The following is a 19,433-nucleotide window of genomic DNA, read 5'->3' as shown; positions in this document are numbered from 1 at the left end:
CTCATTCGCGGCATTGGCTTACAAGCCCAGTGTCGATGCCGGAAAGGCGGGCCGCCCCGCTCGCCATGACTCATCGATGGCTTCCCGCAACTCGCGCCGCGCACGCGGGTCGAAGCCGCTCACGCCGCGGCTGCGCTCGGGGTCGGTGCGGTGGGCGCACCACTCGGGCGTCCATATGGCACTGGGCACCGCATTACTGCCTTCCGCGCGCACCGCGCGGCACTCGATGATGTGATCCCACATGCGGCGCCAGGGAACGAAGCGCGCATGAATACGTTCGACTACATCGAAGCGCTGTGCCAGCAGAACGAAGCGGCGGCCGGAGGCCGACCAGGCCTGAAGCGCCTCGATGCTCGCGCGCTCGCCCAGGGGCCAATCGGCGAAGTCGGGGTCGCTCAAGACCAGTTCCCTCCAGCCTTGCCGGGCTGCGGCGGAAAGCGCTGTCCGCACAAGCCCTTCGAAGGCTTCGCGGCCATCGAACCGGCCTTCGGGCAAGAGCGGCTCCCCCGTCGTAGGTTCAATCGGCATGCAGCCACCCTGCCTCGCACCACTCGGCCAACAGCGCGAGCGCGCCGCTGCTTGCGCGCGCCAGTTCGCGCGGGCCGAGCGCGCGCTGGTCCGCCAACCTGCGCATCAGCGTTGCATCGGCGCCGCCGGCGCGAAAGCTCTCACCGTTGATGTAGAGATGCCGCGCGTCGTAAAGCATGCGCGTGCGGCGGTCGAGCGCCACGCTGCGCAGCACGTTCGGCGCTTCAGTGCCTTCATCGAACCAGACATTGGCCTTGGGCTCGGTGAGCGATTCACCCAGTGCACGGTCGATGGCGTCGGGGTCGCGCAGCGCGGCATCGACCGCCTTGCGCGCAAAGGCCTGCAGCGCGGCGGGCATGGCGGCCGGCGCATCGACGGCGGGCTGCGTCGGATCGCGGTAGCGCGCCAGCTCGGCGGGGCCGGCGTCTTCCAGGGCTTCCGAGTAGGCCTGCGCCATGCGCGCCAGCAGGTCGGCGCCAAGCTCGCCCGCGGCGGACGACCGCAAGCCGATGGAGCAGGTCATGCAGTCGTCGCCGACGGCCACGCCGTCATGCGCATAGCGCGGCGGCAGATAGAGCATGTCGCCCGGCTCGAGCACAAAGCTCTGCTCGGGCTCGAATTGCTCGAGGATCTTGAGCGGCACGCCCTGCTGCAGGCGCAAGTCGCTCTGCTTGCCGATCGACCATCGCCGCGTGCCCTGCGCCTGCAGCAGAAACACGTCGTAGCTGTCGAAATGCGCGCCCACGCCGCCCTTGTCGCTGGCGTAGCTGATCATCAGGTCGTCGAGCCGCGCATCGGGCAGAAAGCGAAACTGCTGCAGCAGCGCATGCACGCCGTCGTGATGCAGGTCGACACCCTGCACCAGCAGCGTCCATTCGGGCTGCTTGAGCGGCGGCAGCGCGCGGCGTGCGAGCGGGCCGTGCTTGAGTGTCCAGCCGGTCTTGCCATGGCGGATGAGGCGCGATTCCACGTCCTCGCGCTCGGCCAGGGCAAAGAGCGCGCTGCGCTCGATCGGTGGCACCATGCCGGGTATGGCCTGGCGCACGAGCAAGGGCTTTTTCTGCCAATACCGCCGCATGAACTGCGCGGCGCTCAGGCCGCCGAGCAACGGCAGCGGTTGTGTAATCTCCATGGGAGAATTCTGCAATGGAAATCTCTGAACAATGCGTGGTCGGCCTGACCTGGACGATGAAAGACACTTTGGGCGAAGTGCTCGACGTGCTCGATGAGCCCGTGGAATTCATGGTGGGTGGCGACGACCTCTTCGACGTGATCGAAGCCGCCCTGCAGGGCCATGAGCCCGGCGCCCGGGTGCAACTGCAGCTGGAGCCCGAGCAGGGCTTTGGCGACTTCAACGACCAGTTGCTCTTTCTCGAGCCCCGTTCGCTGTTTCCTGAAGGCACCGAAGAAGGCATGACCTTCGACGGCGCCGCTCTGCCCAAGGGCGTGAGCGAAGACATGCCCAAGGACGTGATCTACACCGTGGCCGAGATCTACCCCGACCACTTGGTGCTCGACGGCAACCATCCGCTCGCGGGCATTGCGATCCGGCTCGACATCACGGTGCGTTCGGTGCGCGAAGCCACCGAAGAAGAAGTTGGCAGCGGAACGGCAGGCACGGCCTTTTTCAAGGTGCCGCCGACCGCCCCCGGCAACGATCTGCTGCACTGAAACCGGCGAACGGGAAAACCGCTGCAGCCAACAAAAAGCCGGGCACTGCCCGGCTTTTTGCTGCTCGCGAAAGCGCCCTGAAAAACGGCCTACATGCGCGAGAGCTGGCCGTTGTCGATACGCACGCGGTCGCCGATGCGCAGGTCGCCCGGATGCTGCACGTCGAACGCACGGTAGCCGCCGCGGTCGGTTTGCACCGAGATGCGATAGCTCTCGTAGGCGCGAGGCCCGTTGTTCTGGGCTTCGATGGTGTTGCCCAGGAGCGCACCGCCCACAATGCCCAGGGCGGTGGCTGCGGCGCGGCCACTGCCATGGCCAAACTGATTGCCCACCACACCGCCGACGACACCGCCTGCCACCGCGCCACCGCCGGTGGTGCCGGTGCCCCGGGTTTCGCTGCGCAGCACTTCGATGTTGGCCACATGGCCGTATTCGACGTACGCCGCTTCCTGGTACGGAACGGCCTGCGGCGGTGCCTGGTAGGGATAGCGCGTCGTGTGATAGACCGGCGCGGGAGCGACGCAGGCCGTGAGCGTGGCAAGTGCCAGCACGGAAGCGCCGATGGAAACGAAGCGCGTTGAGATTTTCATGTTGATGGCTCCTCGGAAATAGCCGGTGCATCCGAATGCACCCAGCCTAAGCTTGTGTTTAACGCCTTTCCCGCAAGCGGGATGACGCCCGACACACACCGGCATGTAGGAGCGCGCCGCGAGCTGGTGGGTTCCGATCTTTACTGGCCCGATACGATCCGGGCTACGAGGGAGTGGCCAGCAAGGCTGTCAGTGCTTGCCGGTCGACCCATAGCCGCCTTCGCCGCGTTGCGAGGCTGCAAATTCTGTGACCACGCGAAACTGCGCCTGTACCACCGGCACGATCACGAGCTGCGCGAGCCGCTCCATCGGCTGCAGCACAAACGGCGTGTCGCTGCGGTTCCAGGCGCTGATCTTCAGCTCGCCCTGGTAGTCGCTGTCGATCAGGCCCACGAGGTTGCCCAGCACGATGCCGTGCTTGTGGCCGAGGCCCGAGCGCGGAAGGATCAGCGCGGCATAGGCTGGGTCGGCCAGGTGGATCGCGATGCCCGTGCCCACGAGCTGCCAGGCGTTGGGCTCCAGCGTGATCGGCGCATCGAGGCAGGCCCTGAGATCGAGCCCTGCGCTGCCGGGCGTGGCATAGGCGGGCAATTGATCCACCATGCGTGGATCGAGGATACGAACGTCTACTTTCACTTCTACTTGCCTTGCTTTTGTTGCTGTTCTCTTTGCTTGCGGGCGGCTTCCTCGAGCACCTGCTGCCACTTGGCCACCCCGGGCGTGAGCTTCAGGCCCTTGAACTTGCTGAAGAGCCAGAACGCAGCCCCTGCCAGCAAGACCAGCGCGAAAAACGGCACGCCGGCCGACCACAGCACCAGCAGCACCAGTCCGCCCACCGCGGCCATCACCTTGAGCGCCCCGGGCGTGAACGCGCCGGCCGGCGCGGCGGTGTCTTCGTTCGAAGCCGACCGCCGCTGCGCCGCCGCGGTGCCCTGCGCGCCCGGCGCGGGCGTGATGCCGACGTCCAGCCCATGGTCGCCGTCGTGCGCGGCCCGCTTGGGCAATGCGGCCTGGGCCGACAGCCGTTCCACGTAGCTGGCGAAATCGCCGTTCGGCGGCGTGTTCCATTGGGGATTCATCAGACTCTCCAGTCGGGCAGGCGTGCGGCAATCTCGGTCATGAGTTCGCGCGCCAGGGTGAGCTTGGGTGCGCGCGGCAACTCGCGGGTGCCGTTGGCATCCACCAGCAGCAGCGCATTGTCGTCCTGGCCGAAGGTCAGCGGGCCGATGTTGCCGACCAGGAGCGGAATCCCCTTGCGCTGGCGCTTGGCCTTGGCGTGCTCGGCCAGGTTTTCGCTTTCGGCCGCGAATCCCACGCAGAACAGCTTGCGCGACTGGGCCCGCTCGCTCTTGGCCACGGCAAGCAGGATGTCGGCGTTCTCGACGAAATTCAGCACCGGCGTCTTGCCGCTGCCGTCCTTCTTGATCTTGTGTTCGCTGTGCGTGGCAGGGCGCCAGTCGGCCACAGCGGCCGTCGCTACAAAAATGCTAGCAGACTGCGCCGCGCGCAGGGTCGCGTCGAGCATGTCCTGCGCCGAGAGCACGTCGATGCGGCTCACGCCGCGCGGGGTCGGCAGATGCACCGGGCCGGCCACCAGCGTGACTTGGGCGCCGGCCTCATGCGCGGCGCGCGCAATGGCAAAACCCATCTTGCCGGACGAATGGTTGGTAATGCCGCGTATCGGATCGAGCGGCTCGAAAGTGGGCCCGGCTGTGACGAGCAGCTTGTGCCCCGCAAGAAGCTTGGGCGCGAAGAAAGCGGTGATGTCTTCGAGCAGCTGCGCCGGCTCCAGCATGCGGCCGTCGCCCGTCTCGCCGCAGGCCTGCCAGCCGCTGCCCACGCCCAGCACTGTGGCACCGTCGGCCGCCACCTGCATCAGGTTGCGCTGGGTGGCGGGGTGCGCCCACATTTCGCGGTTCATGGCCGGCGCAATCAGAAGCGGCACGCGGTCCATCGGGCGAGCCAGGCACATCAGGCTCAGCAGGTCGTCGGCCCTGCCCTGCACCAGCCGCGCGATGAAGTCGGCGCTGCAGGGCGCGAGCACGATGGCATCGGCCTCGCGGCTCAGGTTGATGTGCGGCATGTTGTTGGGCTCGCGCGTGTCCCACTGCGAGGTGTAGACCGTGCGCCCCGAGAGCGCCTGCATCGTGACCGGCGTGATGAACTGCTCGGCCGCCTCGGTCATCACGACCTGGACGGTGGCGCCCGCCTTCACGAACAGGCGGCACAGCTCCGCCGACTTGTAGCAGGCGATACCACCGGTAAGGCCCAGGACGATGTGTTTGCCGGCGAGATCTTGCATGAGTCATATTGTTGCTCACATACCGACAAGATCAGGAATGGGATGGCCCTGCTCTGAAGGGACGCAAAGGGGACACCTATAATCGGAATTTCCCACTGCCCGGATCTATGGTCCGGAACTGGCATGACCAAATTTGTCTTCGTCACCGGTGGTGTCGTATCTTCCCTTGGCAAGGGAATCGCCTCCGCCTCCCTCGCCGCGATCCTCGAATCGCGCGGCCTCAAGGTCACCCTCATCAAGCTCGATCCGTACATCAATGTCGACCCCGGCACGATGTCACCGTTCCAGCATGGCGAAGTGTTCGTTACCGACGACGGCGCCGAAACCGACCTCGACCTCGGCCACTACGAGCGCTTCATCACCACGCGGATGCGCAAGGCCAACAACTTCACGACCGGCCAGATCTACAAGACCGTGCTCGAAAAAGAGCGCCGCGGCGACTACCTCGGCAAGACGGTGCAGGTGATCCCGCACATCACCAACGAGATCCAGGAATACATCAAACGCGGCGCCGGCCTCGGCACCCCGCATGAGGTCGACGTGGCCATCGTCGAAATCGGCGGCACCGTGGGCGACATCGAATCGCTGCCCTTCCTGGAGGCTGTGCGCCAGATGAGCCTGCGCATGGGCCCGAACAACTCGGCCTTCGTGCACCTGAGCTACGTGCCCTGGATTGCCGCCGCCGGCGAGCTCAAGACCAAGCCCACGCAGCACACCGCCAAGGAACTGCGCGCCATCGGCATCCAGGCCGACGCGCTGCTGTGCCGCGCCGACCGCCCGATTCCCGACGACGAGCGCGCCAAGATCTCGCTGTTCTCGAACGTGCCCGAATGGGGCGTCATCTCGATGTGGGACGTGGACACTATCTACAAGGTGCCGCGCATGCTGCACGAGCAGGGCCTGGACGGCCTCATCTGCGACAAGCTGCGCATCAACACGCCGCCGGCCAAGCTCAACCGCTGGGACGAGCTGGTCTACGAGGTCGAGCATCCGCAGCAGGAAGTGAGCATTGCCATGGTCGGCAAGTACGTCGACCTGTCGGACAGCTACAAGTCGCTGAACGAAGCGCTGCGCCACGCCGGCATGAAGAACCATGCGCGCGTGAAGATCGACTACATCGACTCCGAAACCATTTCGCCGCAAGACGTTTCGCGCCTTGCCAAGTACGACGCCATCCTGGTGCCCGGCGGTTTCGGCCAGCGCGGTGTCGAGGGCAAGATCTCGGCCGCCCGCTTTGCGCGCGAAGGCAAGGTGCCCTACCTCGGCATCTGCCTGGGCATGCAGGTGGCCACCATCGAGTACGCGCGCCACGTGGCAGGCCTGAAGAACGCCAACAGCACCGAGTTCGACCCCGAGACGCCCTGCCCCGTGATCGCGCTGATCACCGAGTGGAAGGACGCCGACGGCACCGTGAAGACGCGCAACGAAAAGTCCGACCTCGGCGGCACCATGCGCCTGGGCGCGCAAAGCTCCGACGTTTCGGCCGGCACACTGGCCCACAGCATCTACGGCGACGTGGTGACCGAGCGCCACCGCCACCGCTACGAAGCCAACGTCAACTACCTGGACGAACTGCGCGCCGCAGGCCTGGTGATTTCCGCACTCACGCAGCGCGAGCACCTGACCGAAATCGTCGAGCTGCCGCAGGACGTGCATCCCTGGTACATGGGCGTGCAGTTCCACCCCGAATTCAAGTCGACCCCGTGGAGCGGCCATCCGCTCTTCAACGCCTTCATCAAGGCGGCGCTCGACCACAAGGCCCGCAGCGCGGGCGGTACCAAAAACCTGAAGGCAGTGGCATGAAACTCTGCGGATTCGACATCGGGCTGGACCAGCCCTTCTTCCTGATCGCCGGCCCCTGCGTGGTCGAATCCGAGCAACTGCAGATGGACACGGCCGGCACGCTGAAGGAAATCACTTCCTCGCTCGGGATTCCGTTCATCTTCAAGAGCAGCTTCGACAAGGCCAATCGCTCTTCGGGCACCAGCTTTCGCGGCCCAGGCCGCGAAAAGGGCCTCGAAATCCTGGCCAAGGTGAAGCGCGAACTCGGCCTGCCGGTGCTGACCGACGTGCACACCGAAGACGACATCACCGAGGCCGCCAAGGTGGTCGACGTGCTGCAGACGCCCGCCTTCCTGTGCCGCCAGACCGACTTCATTCGCGCGGTGGCGCAGTCGGGCAAGCCGGTGAACATCAAGAAGGGCCAGTTCCTTGCGCCGCACGACATGAAGAACGTGATCGACAAGGCGCGCGCGGCCGCCAAGGAAGCGGGCCTGCCCGAAGACAGCTTCATGGCCTGCGAGCGCGGCGCGAGCTTTGGTTACAACAACCTGGTGTCGGATATGCGTTCCCTCGCCATCATGCGCGAGACTGGCGCCCCCGTGGTGTTCGACGCCACGCACTCGGTGCAATTGCCGGGCGGCCAGGGCACGAGCTCGGGCGGCCAGCGCGAAATGGTGCCGGTGCTGTCGCGCGCGGCGGTGGCCGTGGGCGTGGCCGGCCTCTTCATGGAGACGCACCCCGATCCGGCCAAGGCACTGAGCGACGGCCCCAACGCCGTGCCGCTCAAGCACATGAAGGCCCTGCTCGAAACCCTGCTGGCGCTCGACCGGGTCACCAAGAAAAACGCATTTCTAGAGGATGTCTTTCAATCATGAGCAGTGGTTATGTCATCGCCCACGTCGAGGTCACCAACCCGGCGCAGTACGAGGAATACAAGAAATGGTCGAGTGCCGCCATGCAGGCGCACGGTGCCGAAGTGTGCGTGCGCGGCGGCCAGGTCGAAGTGCTCGAGGGCGACTGGTCGCCTTCGCGCATCGTCATCCTCAAGTTCCCCAGCTTCGAGAAGGCCAAGGCTTTCTATGAGACACCCGAATACCTGAAGGCCCGCGAAGCGCGCGCCGGTGCCGCCGTCATGCGCATGGTCGCGGTCGAAGGCGTTTGATCATCTGAATTCGAGACTGCAAAGAAAGAGAAACGCATGAGTGCAATCGTAGACATCGTCGGCCGCGAAATCCTCGACAGCCGAGGCAACCCCACAGTCGAGTGCGACGTGCTGCTCGAATCCGGCACCATGGGCCGCGCAGCCGTGCCCTCGGGCGCATCGACCGGCTCGCGCGAAGCCATCGAGCTGCGCGACGGCGACAAGAAGCGCTATCTCGGCAAGGGCGTGCTCAAGGCGGTGGAGAACATCAACACCGAGATCTCGGAATCCGTGCTCGGCCTCGACGCGAGCGAACAGGCATTCCTCGACCGCACGATGATCGACCTGGACGGCACCGACAACAAGGGCCGCCTGGGCGCCAATGCGACGCTCGCCGTTTCGATGGCCGTGGCACGCGCCGCGGCCGAAGAGTCGGGCCTGCCGCTGTACCGCTACTTCGGCGGCATGGGCGGCATGCAGCTGCCGGTGCCGATGATGAACGTCATCAACGGCGGCGCGCACGCCAACAACAGCCTCGACCTGCAAGAGTTCATGATCATCCCCGTGGGCGCCCCGAGCTTCCGCGAAGCCGTGCGCTACGGCGCCGAGGTGTTCCATGCGCTCAAGAAGATCCTGGGCGACCGCGGCATCAGCACGGCGGTCGGCGACGAAGGCGGTTTCGCGCCCAGCGTCGAAAGCCATGAAGCGGCCATCCAGCTGATTCTCGAAGCCATCGACAAGGCCGGCTTCGTGGCGGGCGAGCAGATTGCGCTCGGCCTCGACTGCGCCGCCAGCGAGTTCTACAAGGACGGCAACTACGTGCTCTCCGGCGAGAACCTCACGCTGTCGGCCGGCAACTGGGCCGACATGCTGGCCACCTGGGTCGACAAGTACCCGATCATCAGCATCGAAGACGGCATGCACGAAGGCGACTGGGACGGCTGGAAGCTGCTCACCGAACGCCTCGGCAAGCGCGTGCAGCTGGTGGGCGACGACCTGTTCGTCACCAATACCAAGATCCTGCAGGAAGGCATCGACAAGGGCATTGCCAACTCGATCCTGATCAAGATCAACCAGATCGGCACGCTGACCGAAACCTTCGCCGCCATCGAGATGGCCAAGCGCGCCGGCTACACGGCCGTCATTTCGCACCGCTCGGGCGAAACCGAAGACAGCACCATTGCGGACATTGCGGTGGGCACCAACGCCGGCCAGATCAAGACCGGTTCGCTCTCGCGCTCCGACCGCATCGCCAAGTACAACCAGCTGCTGCGCATCGAGGAAGACCTGGGCGACATCGCCAGCTACCCTGGCCGCGGCGCGTTCTACAACCTGAAGTAGCGCCCGGCTCCGCGGCATGCGCTCGCGCCTCGTTCCACCCATCGTGCTGTTGCTGCTGCTGGTCGTCCTGCAGTGGCAGCTGTGGAACGGGCGCGGCAGCGTGCGCGATGTGTCGCAGCTGCAGACCAAGCTGGCTGCGCAGAAAGAGGCCAATGCCAAGGCCGCCGTCACCAACGAGCGGCTGGCCTCCGAGGTCAACGACCTCAAGGTCGGGCTCGAAATGGTCGAGGAGCGTGCCCGGCAGGAACTGGGCATGGTCAAGCCCAACGAAGTGTTCGTTCAAGTCACACACTGATCGAAACGGCACTCTCGATGCCCGAGTTCTTCTCGGCCCCCGCCTTCGCGCTCTGGGGCTCTCCGGTCAGCTGGCTCGAACTCGTGGCTGCCGTCCTGGCGCTGGCCATGGTCGGCTGCAACATGCGCGAAATCCATTGGGGCTGGCCGCTCGCCATCGTCAGCTCGCTGCTTTACGTGGCGGTGTTTGCAGAGGCGCGAATCTATGGCGACGCCTCGCTTCAGGTGTTCTTCGCGGTCGTCGCGTTCTGGGGCTGGTTTCAATGGCTGCGGGGCCATCGCGCCGACGGCAGCGCATTGCGCGTCAGCCGGCTGTCGCCGCGCGGCATTGCTTTTGCGCTGATGGCCTGCGCGGTGGCGTGGCCGGCGGTCGCCCTCTTCCTGCACCGTTTCACCGACAGCGACGTGCCCTGGTGGGACGGCTTCGCCACCGGGCTCAGCCTGGTCGGCCAGTTCCTGCTCGGGCGCAAGTTCATCGAGAACTGGCTGGTGTGGCTGGCGGTGAACATCGTGAGCGTGGGCCTGTTCGTCCACAAGGGCCTGTGGCTCACCGTCGGGCTCTACGCGGTGTTCGCGGTGCTCAGCGTGGCGGGTTTTCTTGCATGGCGCTCGCGCATGCACGATGAGGCCGCGCGCGCATGACGCCCATGCTGCCGGTTGGCTGCGTCATTGCACTGCTGGGCGCCGAGAGCACGGGCAAGACCGAGCTCGCCCGCGCGCTCGTGCAGCGCCTGCAAGAGCGCGGCATTGCAGCCACGCTGGTGGCGGAATACCTGCGCGAGTGGTGCGAACGCGAAGGCCGCACGCCTCGCCCCGATGAGCAACGCGCCATCGCCAACGAGCAAACGCGCCGCATCGACGCCGCGGCCGCCTCGGGCGTGGTGGTGGCCGACACCACGGCGCTCATGACCGCGGTGTACAGCGAGCAGCTGTTCGGCGACACATCCCTTTACGCCGATGCGCTCGCTGCCCAGCGGCGCTATGCCATCACGCTGCTCACCGCGCTCGACATCCCCTGGGTTGCCGATGCGATGCGCGACGGCGACCACGCGCGCGAGCCGACGGACACGCTGGTGCGCGCGGCGTTGTCGGGCGCCGGGCTTTCATTCGCCGTGGTGCATGGCAGCGGCGGTGAAAGGCTCTCCAATGCCTGGAACGCCATCAACTCCATCGCCGGCAACGAAGGCCAGGCCCGGGCACGAGGAAGCCGCGGCGACGCGAAACCCACCTCCTGGTCATGGCCTTGCGAGAAATGCTCCGACCCGGAATGCGAACATCGTCTGTTCAGCGACCTCCTTGGCCGCCGCGATAACCCGTCAAAACCCAACTCGGAGATCTGATGTTCCCGCTTGGTATCTCTCGTCTTGCCCGTCTTCTTTGTCTCGTCGGCCCGGCCCTGCTGGCAGCCGGAACCGCTACGGCGGCGCCGGTTGCCGCCACCGTGGAAAACGCCACCACGACCACCGCTTGTGCCGAAGAAGACAACGTCTCGCTGGTGCTGAGCGGCGAAGGCATCCGGCGCATGCGCATCGAGGCGCTGCAGCCGGCATACCTGGACAGCATCGGCAAGGACATCACCGCGCCCGACTTTTCGGGCTGCAACTTCGACGGCGGTGCGCACCCCACCGATCCCGCGCACAAGTTCAAGCCGCGCCGCGTGGTACTGCTCGACGACGCGCAGTGGCGCATCGTCGGCATGACGCTGCCCAGCTTCTGGCGCCCGCAGCAGGTGCCGGTGCGCGTGGGCGCGCGCACCGACCGCGGATTTCACCTGCTGCAGATCTTCCGCAAGGAAGAAGGCAAGGTGCTCGAGGCGCTGGTGCTCTATCCCGCGGACGGCTACTGGCGCATCAAGCCGCTGCCGGAAGAACGCTTCGGCGACGGCGTTTATGGCTCGTCGTTCCTGCTCGGCCCGGTCGAACAAGGCAGCCGGCCGGTGGTCGATATTGCATCGATCCGCATCGTGCCCAAGCCGCTGGCCATTCACCTGCGCTTTGCCAGGGGCGGCAGCGCCGTGGCCAAGGTGTCCGAAATCAGCCGCACGCGCACCGCGCTCGATGTCAGGCTCTCGACGCCGACCGGCGATGCACGGCCCTTCGCAGTGCTGCGCTCGATGTACGTTGCGGCGGACAACGCCGACGTGAGCGAAGTGCAGTGGCGGGAATCCTCCGATGCCGCAGAGCAGGTGCTGCCCCTGCCTGAAGTGAAGACGCTGAGCGGCACGCAGATGCGCTTCGGGCGCAGCCTGCCTTCGCGCCACAACACGAGTGCACCCGATATCTCGTTCAGCGATTTCGACGACGCGGTTCCACGCTGATCGACGCGCCCGCTGGGCGCCTATGACTGGCAGCGCGGCCTAGCCGGCGCGCCGAACCTCGCTGGGCGTGGCACCAAGCACGCGGCGCATGCAGCGCGCCATGTGGCTCTGGTGCGCAAAGCCGCTTTCCAGCGCCACCTGGCTCGCAGCCATGCCGCTGCGCAACAGCAGGCCGCGCGCTCGGTCGACACGCCGGTGAACCACGTACTCGTGCACCGGCAGGCCCGTGGAGCGCTTGAACTGCGTCTTCAGGTGCGATGCGCTGAGGCCCGCCACCTCGGCCAGCCTGGCCAGCGAAAGATCGCCCTCCAGATGGGTTTCGATGTAGTCGGTCACGCGGCGCAGCTGCGGCCGTGTGAGCCCCTGCACCGGCGCCGTTTCATGAAGCCGGTGCCCGCCGAGCAGGTGCGCCGCCAGCGCGGTGCCCAGGCTGTCGGCGTAGAGCGTGCCGTTGGGAAAGCCAGCACGCCGCTCGGCATCAAGCGCCCATGCAATGTGTTCGATATGCGCATCGCGCAGCTGATGGCGCTCCGCCAGGCTCGCGCGGTCGGCCGGCAGCCCCATTTCCTCGGCCGTGCGCCGCAGCAGCGAAGGCGGCATGTGCACCACCAGCGAAGTGCTCGCGGCTTCCTCGTGCCAGACGTCGGAGCTGCCGGCGGGCAGGATGTCGATGTCGCCGCGCGTGTAGCGGAACTTGTGCAGCTTGCAGGCGCCGTTGACGGGCGCCCCGGCATGCACCTTGATGCGGTGGTCGGGCACGGCCTCGAAGCCGACCACGCCGCCGGGCGTGTGGCGCACGTGCACGTTCAGATGGGTGTCGGAGGGGGCGCGATCGCTCATCGGGCAATTATCCGGCGTGCCGGCAAAGCATGCTCGCGCGCCTTCGTCCGTTCGTGCTGCACCGCGGCCGAATGTGCGCGACCGGGTCGGCCGCTTTCCGGATCATCCGATGCCATGAATACAACCACTCAAGAACCCCGATCCATGGACGCCCCTGCGAACAACAAATACGCTGGCAAGAAGGCCGTCATTACCGGCGGCACCATCGGCATGGGCCTGGCCACCGCCCAGGCGCTGCTCGAAGGCGGTGCCGAAGTGCTCGTGACCGGCCTGAACCCGAAGAACCTCGAAGCCGCGCGCCGCACCCTGGGGCCCCGCGCCCATGTCGTGGCGTCGGACACCGGCTCGCTAGCCGACATCGACGCACTCGCGGCGCTCGCCCGCGAAAAGCTCGGCCACATCGACCTGCTGCACATCAACGCGGGCATCTCGACGCTGGAGCCCTTCGAGCAGGTGACCGAAGCCGGCTACGACCGCGCTTTCGCGATCAACACCAAGGGCCCGTTCTTCACCGTGCAGCGCCTCGTGCCGCTGATGCGCGCGGGCGGCGCGATCGTCGTCACCTCGTCCATCGCGGACAAGGGCGGCATGCATGGCCTGAGCGTCTACAGCGCGACCAAGGCCGCACTGCGTTCCTTCGCCTCGGTCTTTGCGGCAGAGCTCGTGGGACGCGGCATTCGGGTCAACGTGGTGAGCCCCGGCTTCATCGACACGCCCACGCTCGGCATCGCCGATGCGACGGCAGAGGAGCGCGCCGAGTTCATCCGCCTGGGCGACCAGATCACGCCGATGCGGCGCCACGGCACGGCCGAAGAGGTGGCCCGCGCGGTGCTCTTCTTCGCCTTCGAGGCGACCTTCACGACCGGTGCGCGGCTCACGGTCGATGGCGGGCTGGGCCAGAACCTCACGCCGGCCGCGGCCTGAACTTGAATTGCAATCAAAAAGAAAGAACGAACGAACACATGACCGACGTTTCTCTCATCGGCCTCGGCCCCATGGGCATTGCGCTCGCGCGAGCGCTTCAACCCGGGCACACGCTCACGGTGTGGAACCGCACCGCCGAGCGCGCCAACCCCATCCTCAACCAAGGCACCGTGCTCGCGCCCAGCGCCCTTGCGGCTGTCCAGGCCAGCCCCGTGGTGCTGGTCTGCGTGGCCGACTATGCGGCGTCCCGGTCGATCCTGGCCACGCCCGGCGTCGCCGATGCGCTGCGCGGCAAGGTGCTGGTGCAGTTGAGCACCGGCACGCCGCAGGATGCACGCGACGACTGGGCCGCCCTGAGCGGCGTGGCCTACCTCGACGGAGCCCTGCTCGCCACGCCCGGCCAGATCGGCCGGCCCGACACGCCGCTTTTCATCTCCGGCGAAGAGCGCGCGCTGGCGAGTTGCCGGCCGGTGCTCCAAGCCATCGCAGGAAACATCCTGTACATGGGCGAGCCCATCGGCAACGCGGCGGCCTGGGACCTGGCCACGCTCTCGTGCATGTTCGGCGCCATGAGCGGGTTTTTCCACGGCGTGCGCATCTGCGAATCCGAAGGACTGAAGGTGAACGAGTTCTCGCAGATGATCGGCGCGATTTCTCCGGTGCTCGGCGAAATGATCGATGCCGAGGGACAAGCCATCCACGCCGGCCGCTACGGCGAGCCCGAAAGCTCGATGGCCACCTGCGCGGGCTCCGGCCGGCTCTTCGTGAAGCAGGCGCGCGAGGCAAAGCTCGACGCGAGCTTTCCGGATTTCATGATGGGCTTGTTCGACCGCGCGCTGGGCGCAGGCTTTGCAAACGAGCGCCTGGCCGCAATGATCAAGGTGCTGCGGCAGCCCGCCTGAGCGAGCGCGACGAGCGCGAGGAAGGCCCCGCGACCTATTGCACCACGGGGCTCGCGGGCACCTGGTCGCCCGGCGGCGTGAATATCTGCGCCGTGTCGACCGCATCGAAGCGGTACTGCTTGCCGCAGAAGTCGCAGCCCACCTCGATGTCGCCGCGCTCGGCCAGAATTTCCTCGGCCTCCTGCACGCCCAAACCGCGGATCATCTGCGCCACGCGGTCGCGTCCGCAGGTGCAGGCAAAGTGCGGGCCGAGCAAGCCCATCTGCGGTTCGAAGCGCAGCAGTTTTTCTTCCCAGAACAGGCGGCGAAGAATGGTCTCGACGTCGAGCGTCAGCAGCTCGTCGCGCGTCAGGGTCGACGCCAGAATCGAGATGCGGTTGTAGTCCTCGTTGCGGCCGATCTGGTCTTCGTTGGCCTGATCGTGGTCCTTGTCGGAAGTACCACCTGACGAACCTTCGAGATTGCCCTCGCCTTTGACCGGCAGGCGCTGGATCAAGAGGCCCGCGGCCACCTTGTCGTCGGCCGCGAGCACCAGCGTGGTGTCGAGTTGCTCGCTCTGCAGCATGTAGTGCTGCAGCACGTCGCTCAGCTTGCCGAGCTTCTCGCCGTCGTCGTCGAAGAGCGGCACCACGCCCTGGTAGGGCGTCGTGCCCGGCAGCTTGTCCTTGGGGTCGAGCGTGATCGCGCAGCGGCCCTTGTTGTTCTCGTTAACCATGTCGGGCAGGCGCGCATCGGCCGGCAGCTCGCCGATGACCTTGGCGGTGGCACGCAGGCTCAGGTCGGGCTTGGCCTCGGCCACGGCCACCTTGACCGGGCCGTCGCCGAAGATCTGCAGGATCAACGAACCGTTGAACTTGATGTTGGCCTGCATCAGCGTGGCCGCGGCGGTCATTTCGCCGAGCAGCTCGGCCACGGGCGGCGGATAGGCGCCGGTGGTGGTGTTGGAGGCGCGCCGCGCCAGGATTTCCTGCCACGCATCTGTCAGGCGCACGATCACGCCGCGCACCGGCAGGCCATCGAACAGGAATTTGTGCAGCTCGCTCAAAACGGATTTCTTTCGGTTGTGCCTGAATGGGGTCAGGCGATTTTTTTCAAGCCCTTCGCATAACGAACGGCGTTTGCTACGTAATGGTCGGAGCCGTGGCGCAAGCGGGCGGCGTCTTCGTCGCTGATCGTGCGCATGACCTTGGCGGGCGAACCGAAGATCAGCGAGTTGTCCGGAAACTCCTTGCCTTCGGTCACGACGCTGCCGGCGCCGACAATCGAGTTGCGGCCGATCTTCGCGTTATTCAAGACCACGGCCTGGATGCCGATCAGCGAGTTGTCGCCGATGGTGCAGCCGTGCAGCATGACCTGGTGGCCGATGGTGACGTTCTCGCCGATGGTCAGGGGGCTGCCCGGGTCCGAATGCAGCATCGACATGTCTTGCACGTTGCTGTTGCGGCCGATGGTCATCGTCTCGTTGTCTCCGCGCAGCACCGCGCCAAACCAGATGCTCGCGTTTTCACCCAACTTCACGTTGCCGATCACTTCCGCGCTGTCGGCCACCCATGCGCCGGTGCCGAGTTGCGGCGCAACGCCGTCGAGTTCATAAAGGGCCATCGTGAAGGTCTCCGAACGGGGCAAAAACTAGAATTGTAGGGATGCACCCCCGATTGAGCGCGTTGGCCGCGCTGCGACTGACCGACCCTGAAGCCAAGGTGGCTGCGACGCGCGCCACGGCTGCACTGGCAGCTACCGAATCCATAGCACTTGAACCCCTGCGGACCGAAGGGGACGATGTCGGCGTGCCGGGCCGCCCCGAACGGCCGGTGCGCGTGGCCGCCACCGCCGTGCAAAAGCGCTCGCCCTTCACGCCCGAAGGCCGCGCCGCGCTGATCCATTCGATCTGCCACATCGAGTTCAACGCCATCAACCTGGCGCTCGACGCGGTGTGGCGCTACGACGGCATGCCCGAGGCCTACTACCGCGACTGGCTCCGCGTGGCCGACGAGGAGGCCCAGCACTTCACGCTGCTGCATGCGCACCTGCAGGGCATGGGATACCGCTACGGCGACTTTCCGGGCCACGACGGGCTCTGGAGCATGTGCGAGAAGACCAAGGACGACGTGCTCGCGCGCATGGCGCTGGTGCCGCGCACGCTCGAGGCCCGCGGACTCGACGCCACGCCGCTCATCCAGGCGAAGCTCAAGCGCGTCAACACGCCCGATGCGCTGCGCGCGGTCGAGATCCTCGACATCATCCTGCGCGACGAGGTGGGCCATGTTGCGATCGGCAACCGTTGGTACCGTTGGCTTTGCGATCGCGCTGGCCGCGACCCCGAGCAGACCTACCCGGAGCTCGTGGCGCACTACGAAGCGCCTCGCCTGAAGCCGCCTTTCAACTTCGAGGCACGCGAACGCGCCGGCTTCAGCGCCGAAGAGATGCGCGCGCTGTCGGCCGGCAGCAAGACCGAATAGAAGAAGAGACAGGCCTACGCAGGCCTGGCGTGCACCACCAGCTTGGGCGCGAAGTTCTGCAGCACATCGCCGTTCTGGTTGAGGGTGCGGCAGCGCATCGTCACCATCGCGCGGCCGGGCTTGGAACGCGACGGAACGATTTCGACCACCTCGCCCTCCACATGCAGCACGTCGCCTGGCCGCGTGGGCTTGGGCCATTGCAGTTCGCCGCCTGAACCGATGATGCCGTCGGCCAATGGAATGCCGCTCTCCACCAGCAGCTTCATGGTAAGCGCCGCCGTGTGCCAGCCGCTTGCCGCGAGACCGCCGAAGAAGGTGTTCTTCGCGGCCTCTTCGTCGGTGTGGAAAGGCTGCGGATCGAACTGGAGCGCAAAGGCCTTGATCTGCGCCGCGTCCAGCGTGTGCTCGCCGCTGCGGAAACGGTCGCCGACCGACAGGTCTTCGAGGTACAGCGCGCGCTTGGCGCCGGGGTCGTCAGGGAGTGCCGCCATGAGGGTTCCTTGTAGTGCCTGCGCGCATTCTCCAACCTTCAGACGCGTTCGAGGATGGTGGCAATGCCCTGCCCACCGCCGACGCATTGCGTGGCCAGCGCGTAGCGGCCCTTCTCGCGCGCCAGCAGGGCCGCGGCCTTGCCGGTGATGCGCGCACCCGTCGCGCCCAGCGGATGGCCGATGGCAAGCCCTCCGCCGTCGAGATTGACCTTGGCCGGATCGAGCCCCAGGTCGCGAATGCAGGCCAGCGCCTGCGACGAGAAGGCTTCATTGAGTTCGATCACGTCGAGATCGGCGGCGCTCAGGCCCGCGCGTGCCAGCGCCTTGCGCGTCGCGGGAATCGGGCCGATGCCCATGATTGCCGGGTCTACGCCCACGGTTGCGAAGGACCTGATGCGGGCCAGCGGCTGCAGGTTGTGCTTTGCGGCAAAGGCATCGCTGGTCACGAGAACGACCGCAGCGCCGTCGGTGAGCGGCGACGAGGTGCCGGCCGTTACCACGCCATCGGGGCGGAACGCCGGCTTCAGGCCCGCCAGCGCCTCGGGCGAGGTGCTCGGTCGAATGCAGCCGTCCGCATCGATCACGTCGCCGGATGCCAGCCGCACCGGCACGATCTCTCCTGCCAGGCGGCCCTCAGCGCGCGCGGCCGCGGCCTTGCGGTGCGACTCGACCGCAAAGGCCTCCTGGTCGGCGCGGCTCACGTTCCAGCGCTGCGCAACGTTCTCGGCCGTCTCGCCCATCGAGATGTAGGCGTCGGTGCTTTCCTTCAGCTCGGCGTTGGGAGAGAAGTTGAAGCCGCCCTGCGGCACCATCGTCATCGACTCCACCCCCACGCACAAAAAGGCCTCGCCCATGCCCGCCTCGATCTGCGCCGCGGCAATGTGCACGGCCTGCATCGACGAGCCGCAGAAGCGGTTCACCGTCATGCCGCCCACCTCTTGCGGCAGCCCCGCCAGCAACCCGACGATGCGCGCAAGGTTGTTGCCCTGCGAGGCTTCAGGGTAGGCGCATCCGAGAACGATGTCTTCGAGCAGCGCCGGGTCGAGATCGGTGCGCTGCAGCAGGCCGCTCACCACACCCGCGGCCAGCGTGTCGGGGCGAACCTCCGCAAGTGCGCCCTTCTTCGCGAAGTGGAACGGCGAGCGGGCGTAGGCGGAAATGACGGCTTTCATGAAGATGCTCCTTGTGGCAAGCCTACCATCCAATCGGTAGGCAAGAGGGTCAAAAAATAAGCACGTCGATGCGTGCCTGCGATCCGCCCGGCGTCAACCGGGCAATGAACTCCTGAGCTGCGCGATGGCTTCGTCGAAGTCTTCGGCGCGGCCCGTCATGCGCGACGCGAGCAGCGCGCCCTGGCACACCGAAAAGACATATGCCGCCAGCGAGGCCGCCGATGCGCCCTTCTTGTGCCCGGCCGGCGCCAGCGCGCCGAGCACGCCGGTGAGCCACAGCACCTGCGTGTTGCGCAACTCCTGCACGGCCTGGCGCAGTTCGTCGTTGATGCAGTCCCAGCCGGGCGTCAATGCCCCTGCCGGGCACATGCCCGAGCCCGCCTTGAGCGTGTTGCGGTACATGCGGAAATAGGATTCGAGTGCGTCCTTCGGCGCTCGCACTCGTGCGGCTTCCCAGTTCTTGAAGAGCTGGGTGGCCTCGCGTATCACCGCGATGCCCAGCGCTTCCTTGGTGGGAAAGTGGTGATACAGGCTCGCCTTGCGTATGCCGACCGCATCGGCCACGTCCTGGAAGCTGAAGCCCAGATAGGAGCGCGTTTCGATCAATGAGCGCGCCACTGCGAGGATCTGCTCGCGGGTGCTGCCGGTGGCAAGGGCTGTGGCGCTGGACATCTACCTA

At 66.4% G+C, this 19,433-nt stretch carries 24 protein-coding genes; 12 read left to right on the top strand and 12 right to left on the bottom strand.

From position 1 onward, the window contains the following. Positions 1-18: 18 nt before the first annotated feature. A complete protein-coding gene (locus V9L20_RS08205) occupies positions 19-528 on the bottom strand; it encodes a hypothetical protein (RefSeq protein WP_337296195.1) in 510 nt (169 codons plus the stop codon). Next, positions 518-1,660 carry a JmjC domain-containing protein gene (locus V9L20_RS08200; RefSeq protein ID WP_337296194.1) on the bottom strand — a complete coding sequence of 381 codons (1,143 nt, stop codon included), beginning with the start codon at positions 1,658-1,660 and terminating at the stop codon, positions 518-520. Before V9L20_RS08200 ends, V9L20_RS08205 begins: the two co-directional genes overlap by 11 nt. Before the next feature lie 14 nt (positions 1,661-1,674). Here V9L20_RS08200 and V9L20_RS08195 point away from each other — a divergent pair, with 14 nt between their 5' ends. Further along, positions 1,675-2,199 (top strand): FKBP-type peptidyl-prolyl cis-trans isomerase, encoded by a 525-nt coding sequence (locus tag V9L20_RS08195; protein ID WP_258507792.1) that lies wholly within the window; start codon positions 1,675-1,677, stop codon positions 2,197-2,199. Between the two features lie 89 nt (positions 2,200-2,288). Here the strand turns inward: V9L20_RS08195 and V9L20_RS08190 are convergent, their stop codons facing one another. From V9L20_RS08190 to coaBC, 4 genes are all read right to left on the bottom strand, one after another. Next, positions 2,289-2,789: a glycine zipper 2TM domain-containing protein gene (locus tag V9L20_RS08190; protein WP_126748983.1), complete on the bottom strand. Its 501-nt coding sequence runs from the start codon at positions 2,787-2,789 to the stop codon at positions 2,289-2,291. 189 nt (positions 2,790-2,978) lie between these two features. Further along, the gene (gene dut / locus V9L20_RS08185; protein ID WP_021008098.1) at positions 2,979-3,425 is read right to left on the bottom strand and encodes a dUTP diphosphatase; all 447 of its coding nucleotides are present in this window, start codon (positions 3,423-3,425) and stop codon (positions 2,979-2,981) included. A 2-nt stretch (positions 3,426-3,427) separates the two neighbouring features. Continuing rightward, positions 3,428-3,868, bottom strand: coding sequence for a hypothetical protein (locus V9L20_RS08180; RefSeq protein WP_258507795.1), 441 nt, complete (start codon positions 3,866-3,868; stop codon positions 3,428-3,430). After that, on the bottom strand, positions 3,868-5,091 hold the full coding sequence (gene coaBC, locus V9L20_RS08175; RefSeq protein WP_337296193.1) for a bifunctional phosphopantothenoylcysteine decarboxylase/phosphopantothenate--cysteine ligase CoaBC: 1,224 nt from the start codon (positions 5,089-5,091) through the stop codon (positions 3,868-3,870). Before coaBC ends, V9L20_RS08180 begins: the two co-directional genes overlap by 1 nt. 123 nt (positions 5,092-5,214) lie before the next feature. On the opposite strand from coaBC, the gene V9L20_RS08170 reads away from it, so the two are divergent. Genes V9L20_RS08170 through V9L20_RS08135 form a run of 8 tightly spaced genes read left to right on the top strand, consistent with a single transcriptional unit; the run spans position 5,215 to position 11,966 of the window. After that, the gene (locus V9L20_RS08170) at positions 5,215-6,894 is read left to right on the top strand and encodes a CTP synthase (RefSeq protein ID WP_157614687.1); all 1,680 of its coding nucleotides are present in this window, start codon (positions 5,215-5,217) and stop codon (positions 6,892-6,894) included. Continuing rightward, on the top strand, positions 6,891-7,748 hold the full coding sequence (gene kdsA, locus V9L20_RS08165; protein WP_258507805.1) for a 3-deoxy-8-phosphooctulonate synthase: 858 nt from the start codon (positions 6,891-6,893) through the stop codon (positions 7,746-7,748). The genes V9L20_RS08170 and kdsA overlap by 4 nt, the downstream gene beginning before the upstream one ends. Continuing rightward, on the top strand, positions 7,745-8,035 hold the full coding sequence (locus V9L20_RS08160) for a DUF1330 domain-containing protein (RefSeq protein ID WP_258507807.1): 291 nt from the start codon (positions 7,745-7,747) through the stop codon (positions 8,033-8,035). The genes kdsA and V9L20_RS08160 overlap by 4 nt, the downstream gene beginning before the upstream one ends. 36 nt (positions 8,036-8,071) lie before the next feature. Then, positions 8,072-9,355, top strand: a complete 1,284-nt coding sequence (gene eno, locus V9L20_RS08155; protein ID WP_012748543.1) for a phosphopyruvate hydratase — start codon at positions 8,072-8,074, stop codon at positions 9,353-9,355. Positions 9,356-9,371: 16 nt separating this feature from the next. Continuing rightward, complete coding sequence (ftsB, locus tag V9L20_RS08150) at positions 9,372-9,650, top strand: cell division protein FtsB (RefSeq protein ID WP_281146611.1); 279 nt, start codon at positions 9,372-9,374, stop codon at positions 9,648-9,650. A gap of 17 nt (positions 9,651-9,667) precedes the next feature. Then, the gene (gene pnuC / locus V9L20_RS08145) at positions 9,668-10,291 is read left to right on the top strand and encodes a nicotinamide riboside transporter PnuC (RefSeq protein ID WP_337296192.1); all 624 of its coding nucleotides are present in this window, start codon (positions 9,668-9,670) and stop codon (positions 10,289-10,291) included. Further along, entirely contained in the window at positions 10,288-10,989 is a 702-nt protein-coding gene (locus tag V9L20_RS08140; RefSeq protein ID WP_337296191.1) for an ATP-binding protein, read from the top strand. The genes pnuC and V9L20_RS08140 overlap by 4 nt, the downstream gene beginning before the upstream one ends. Next, the gene (locus tag V9L20_RS08135) at positions 10,989-11,966 is read left to right on the top strand and encodes a hypothetical protein (RefSeq protein WP_337296190.1); all 978 of its coding nucleotides are present in this window, start codon (positions 10,989-10,991) and stop codon (positions 11,964-11,966) included. The genes V9L20_RS08140 and V9L20_RS08135 overlap by 1 nt, the downstream gene beginning before the upstream one ends. A 39-nt stretch (positions 11,967-12,005) precedes the next feature. Here V9L20_RS08135 and V9L20_RS08130 read toward each other — a convergent pair whose 3' ends face one another. Next, positions 12,006-12,806, bottom strand: a complete 801-nt coding sequence (locus V9L20_RS08130; protein WP_337296189.1) for an AraC family transcriptional regulator — start codon at positions 12,804-12,806, stop codon at positions 12,006-12,008. Positions 12,807-12,950: 144 nt separating this feature from the next. On the opposite strand from V9L20_RS08130, the gene V9L20_RS08125 reads away from it, so the two are divergent. Together V9L20_RS08125 and V9L20_RS08120 are read left to right on the top strand one after the other, a co-directional pair. Further along, the gene (locus V9L20_RS08125) at positions 12,951-13,730 is read left to right on the top strand and encodes an SDR family oxidoreductase (protein WP_337296188.1); all 780 of its coding nucleotides are present in this window, start codon (positions 12,951-12,953) and stop codon (positions 13,728-13,730) included. Positions 13,731-13,768: 38 nt separating this feature from the next. After that, entirely contained in the window at positions 13,769-14,632 is an 864-nt protein-coding gene (locus V9L20_RS08120; protein WP_337296187.1) for an NAD(P)-dependent oxidoreductase, read from the top strand. Between the two features lie 34 nt (positions 14,633-14,666). On the opposite strand, the gene hslO is transcribed toward V9L20_RS08120, so the two are convergent. Further along, positions 14,667-15,677 carry an Hsp33 family molecular chaperone HslO gene (gene hslO / locus V9L20_RS08115; RefSeq protein ID WP_258507828.1) on the bottom strand — a complete coding sequence of 337 codons (1,011 nt, stop codon included), beginning with the start codon at positions 15,675-15,677 and terminating at the stop codon, positions 14,667-14,669. 32 nt (positions 15,678-15,709) lie between these two features. After that, entirely contained in the window at positions 15,710-16,234 is a 525-nt protein-coding gene (locus tag V9L20_RS08110) for a gamma carbonic anhydrase family protein (RefSeq protein WP_337296186.1), read from the bottom strand. A 41-nt stretch (positions 16,235-16,275) separates the two neighbouring features. On the opposite strand from V9L20_RS08110, the gene V9L20_RS08105 reads away from it, so the two are divergent. After that, the gene (locus V9L20_RS08105; RefSeq protein ID WP_337296185.1) at positions 16,276-17,091 is read left to right on the top strand and encodes a ferritin-like domain-containing protein; all 816 of its coding nucleotides are present in this window, start codon (positions 16,276-16,278) and stop codon (positions 17,089-17,091) included. Positions 17,092-17,105: 14 nt separating this feature from the next. On the opposite strand, the gene V9L20_RS08100 is transcribed toward V9L20_RS08105, so the two are convergent. From V9L20_RS08100 to V9L20_RS08090, 3 genes are all read right to left on the bottom strand, one after another. Beyond that, positions 17,106-17,582 carry a MaoC family dehydratase gene (locus tag V9L20_RS08100; protein ID WP_258507834.1) on the bottom strand — a complete coding sequence of 159 codons (477 nt, stop codon included), beginning with the start codon at positions 17,580-17,582 and terminating at the stop codon, positions 17,106-17,108. A 38-nt stretch (positions 17,583-17,620) separates the two neighbouring features. Further along, positions 17,621-18,754, bottom strand: coding sequence for a thiolase family protein (locus tag V9L20_RS08095; RefSeq protein WP_337296184.1), 1,134 nt, complete (start codon positions 18,752-18,754; stop codon positions 17,621-17,623). Positions 18,755-18,847: 93 nt separating this feature from the next. Continuing rightward, a complete protein-coding gene (locus V9L20_RS08090) occupies positions 18,848-19,426 on the bottom strand; it encodes a TetR/AcrR family transcriptional regulator (RefSeq protein WP_337296183.1) in 579 nt (192 codons plus the stop codon). Between the last annotated feature and the right edge of the window lie 7 nt (positions 19,427-19,433).

Origin of the sequence: Variovorax sp. CCNWLW225 (assembly GCF_037204045.1) — a bacterium.
GTDB lineage: Bacteria > Pseudomonadota > Gammaproteobacteria > Burkholderiales > Burkholderiaceae_C > Variovorax.
This window is presented reverse-complemented; position numbering and strand designations above follow the sequence as displayed.

Bases quoted from the DNA above. Each gene is read 5' to 3' on its own strand.
- V9L20_RS08125 (WP_337296188.1), top strand. From the start codon at position 12,951: ATGGACGCCCCTGCGAACAACAAATACGCTGGCAAGAAGGCCGTCATT.
- V9L20_RS08160 (WP_258507807.1), top strand. From the start codon at position 7,745: ATGAGCAGTGGTTATGTCATCGCCCACGTCGAGGTCACCAACCCGGCG.
- V9L20_RS08205 (WP_337296195.1), bottom strand. From the start codon at position 528: ATGCCGATTGAACCTACGACGGGGGAGCCGCTCTTGCCCGAAGGCCGG.
- coaBC (WP_337296193.1), bottom strand. From the start codon at position 5,091: ATGCAAGATCTCGCCGGCAAACACATCGTCCTGGGCCTTACCGGTGGT.
- V9L20_RS08130 (WP_337296189.1), bottom strand. From the start codon at position 12,806: ATGAGCGATCGCGCCCCCTCCGACACCCATCTGAACGTGCACGTGCGC.
- kdsA (WP_258507805.1), top strand. From the start codon at position 6,891: ATGAAACTCTGCGGATTCGACATCGGGCTGGACCAGCCCTTCTTCCTG.
- ftsB (WP_281146611.1), top strand. From the start codon at position 9,372: ATGCGCTCGCGCCTCGTTCCACCCATCGTGCTGTTGCTGCTGCTGGTC.
- V9L20_RS08140 (WP_337296191.1), top strand. From the start codon at position 10,288: ATGACGCCCATGCTGCCGGTTGGCTGCGTCATTGCACTGCTGGGCGCC.
- V9L20_RS08105 (WP_337296185.1), top strand. From the start codon at position 16,276: ATGCACCCCCGATTGAGCGCGTTGGCCGCGCTGCGACTGACCGACCCT.
- V9L20_RS08100 (WP_258507834.1), bottom strand. From the start codon at position 17,582: ATGGCGGCACTCCCTGACGACCCCGGCGCCAAGCGCGCGCTGTACCTC.
- V9L20_RS08095 (WP_337296184.1), bottom strand. From the start codon at position 18,754: ATGAAAGCCGTCATTTCCGCCTACGCCCGCTCGCCGTTCCACTTCGCG.
- V9L20_RS08200 (WP_337296194.1), bottom strand. From the start codon at position 1,660: ATGGAGATTACACAACCGCTGCCGTTGCTCGGCGGCCTGAGCGCCGCG.
- V9L20_RS08190 (WP_126748983.1), bottom strand. From the start codon at position 2,789: ATGAAAATCTCAACGCGCTTCGTTTCCATCGGCGCTTCCGTGCTGGCA.
- V9L20_RS08170 (WP_157614687.1), top strand. From the start codon at position 5,215: ATGACCAAATTTGTCTTCGTCACCGGTGGTGTCGTATCTTCCCTTGGC.
- eno (WP_012748543.1), top strand. From the start codon at position 8,072: ATGAGTGCAATCGTAGACATCGTCGGCCGCGAAATCCTCGACAGCCGA.
- V9L20_RS08090 (WP_337296183.1), bottom strand. From the start codon at position 19,426: ATGTCCAGCGCCACAGCCCTTGCCACCGGCAGCACCCGCGAGCAGATC.
- V9L20_RS08135 (WP_337296190.1), top strand. From the start codon at position 10,989: ATGTTCCCGCTTGGTATCTCTCGTCTTGCCCGTCTTCTTTGTCTCGTC.
- V9L20_RS08110 (WP_337296186.1), bottom strand. From the start codon at position 16,234: ATGGCCCTTTATGAACTCGACGGCGTTGCGCCGCAACTCGGCACCGGC.
- V9L20_RS08120 (WP_337296187.1), top strand. From the start codon at position 13,769: ATGACCGACGTTTCTCTCATCGGCCTCGGCCCCATGGGCATTGCGCTC.
- V9L20_RS08195 (WP_258507792.1), top strand. From the start codon at position 1,675: ATGGAAATCTCTGAACAATGCGTGGTCGGCCTGACCTGGACGATGAAA.
- V9L20_RS08180 (WP_258507795.1), bottom strand. From the start codon at position 3,868: ATGAATCCCCAATGGAACACGCCGCCGAACGGCGATTTCGCCAGCTAC.
- pnuC (WP_337296192.1), top strand. From the start codon at position 9,668: ATGCCCGAGTTCTTCTCGGCCCCCGCCTTCGCGCTCTGGGGCTCTCCG.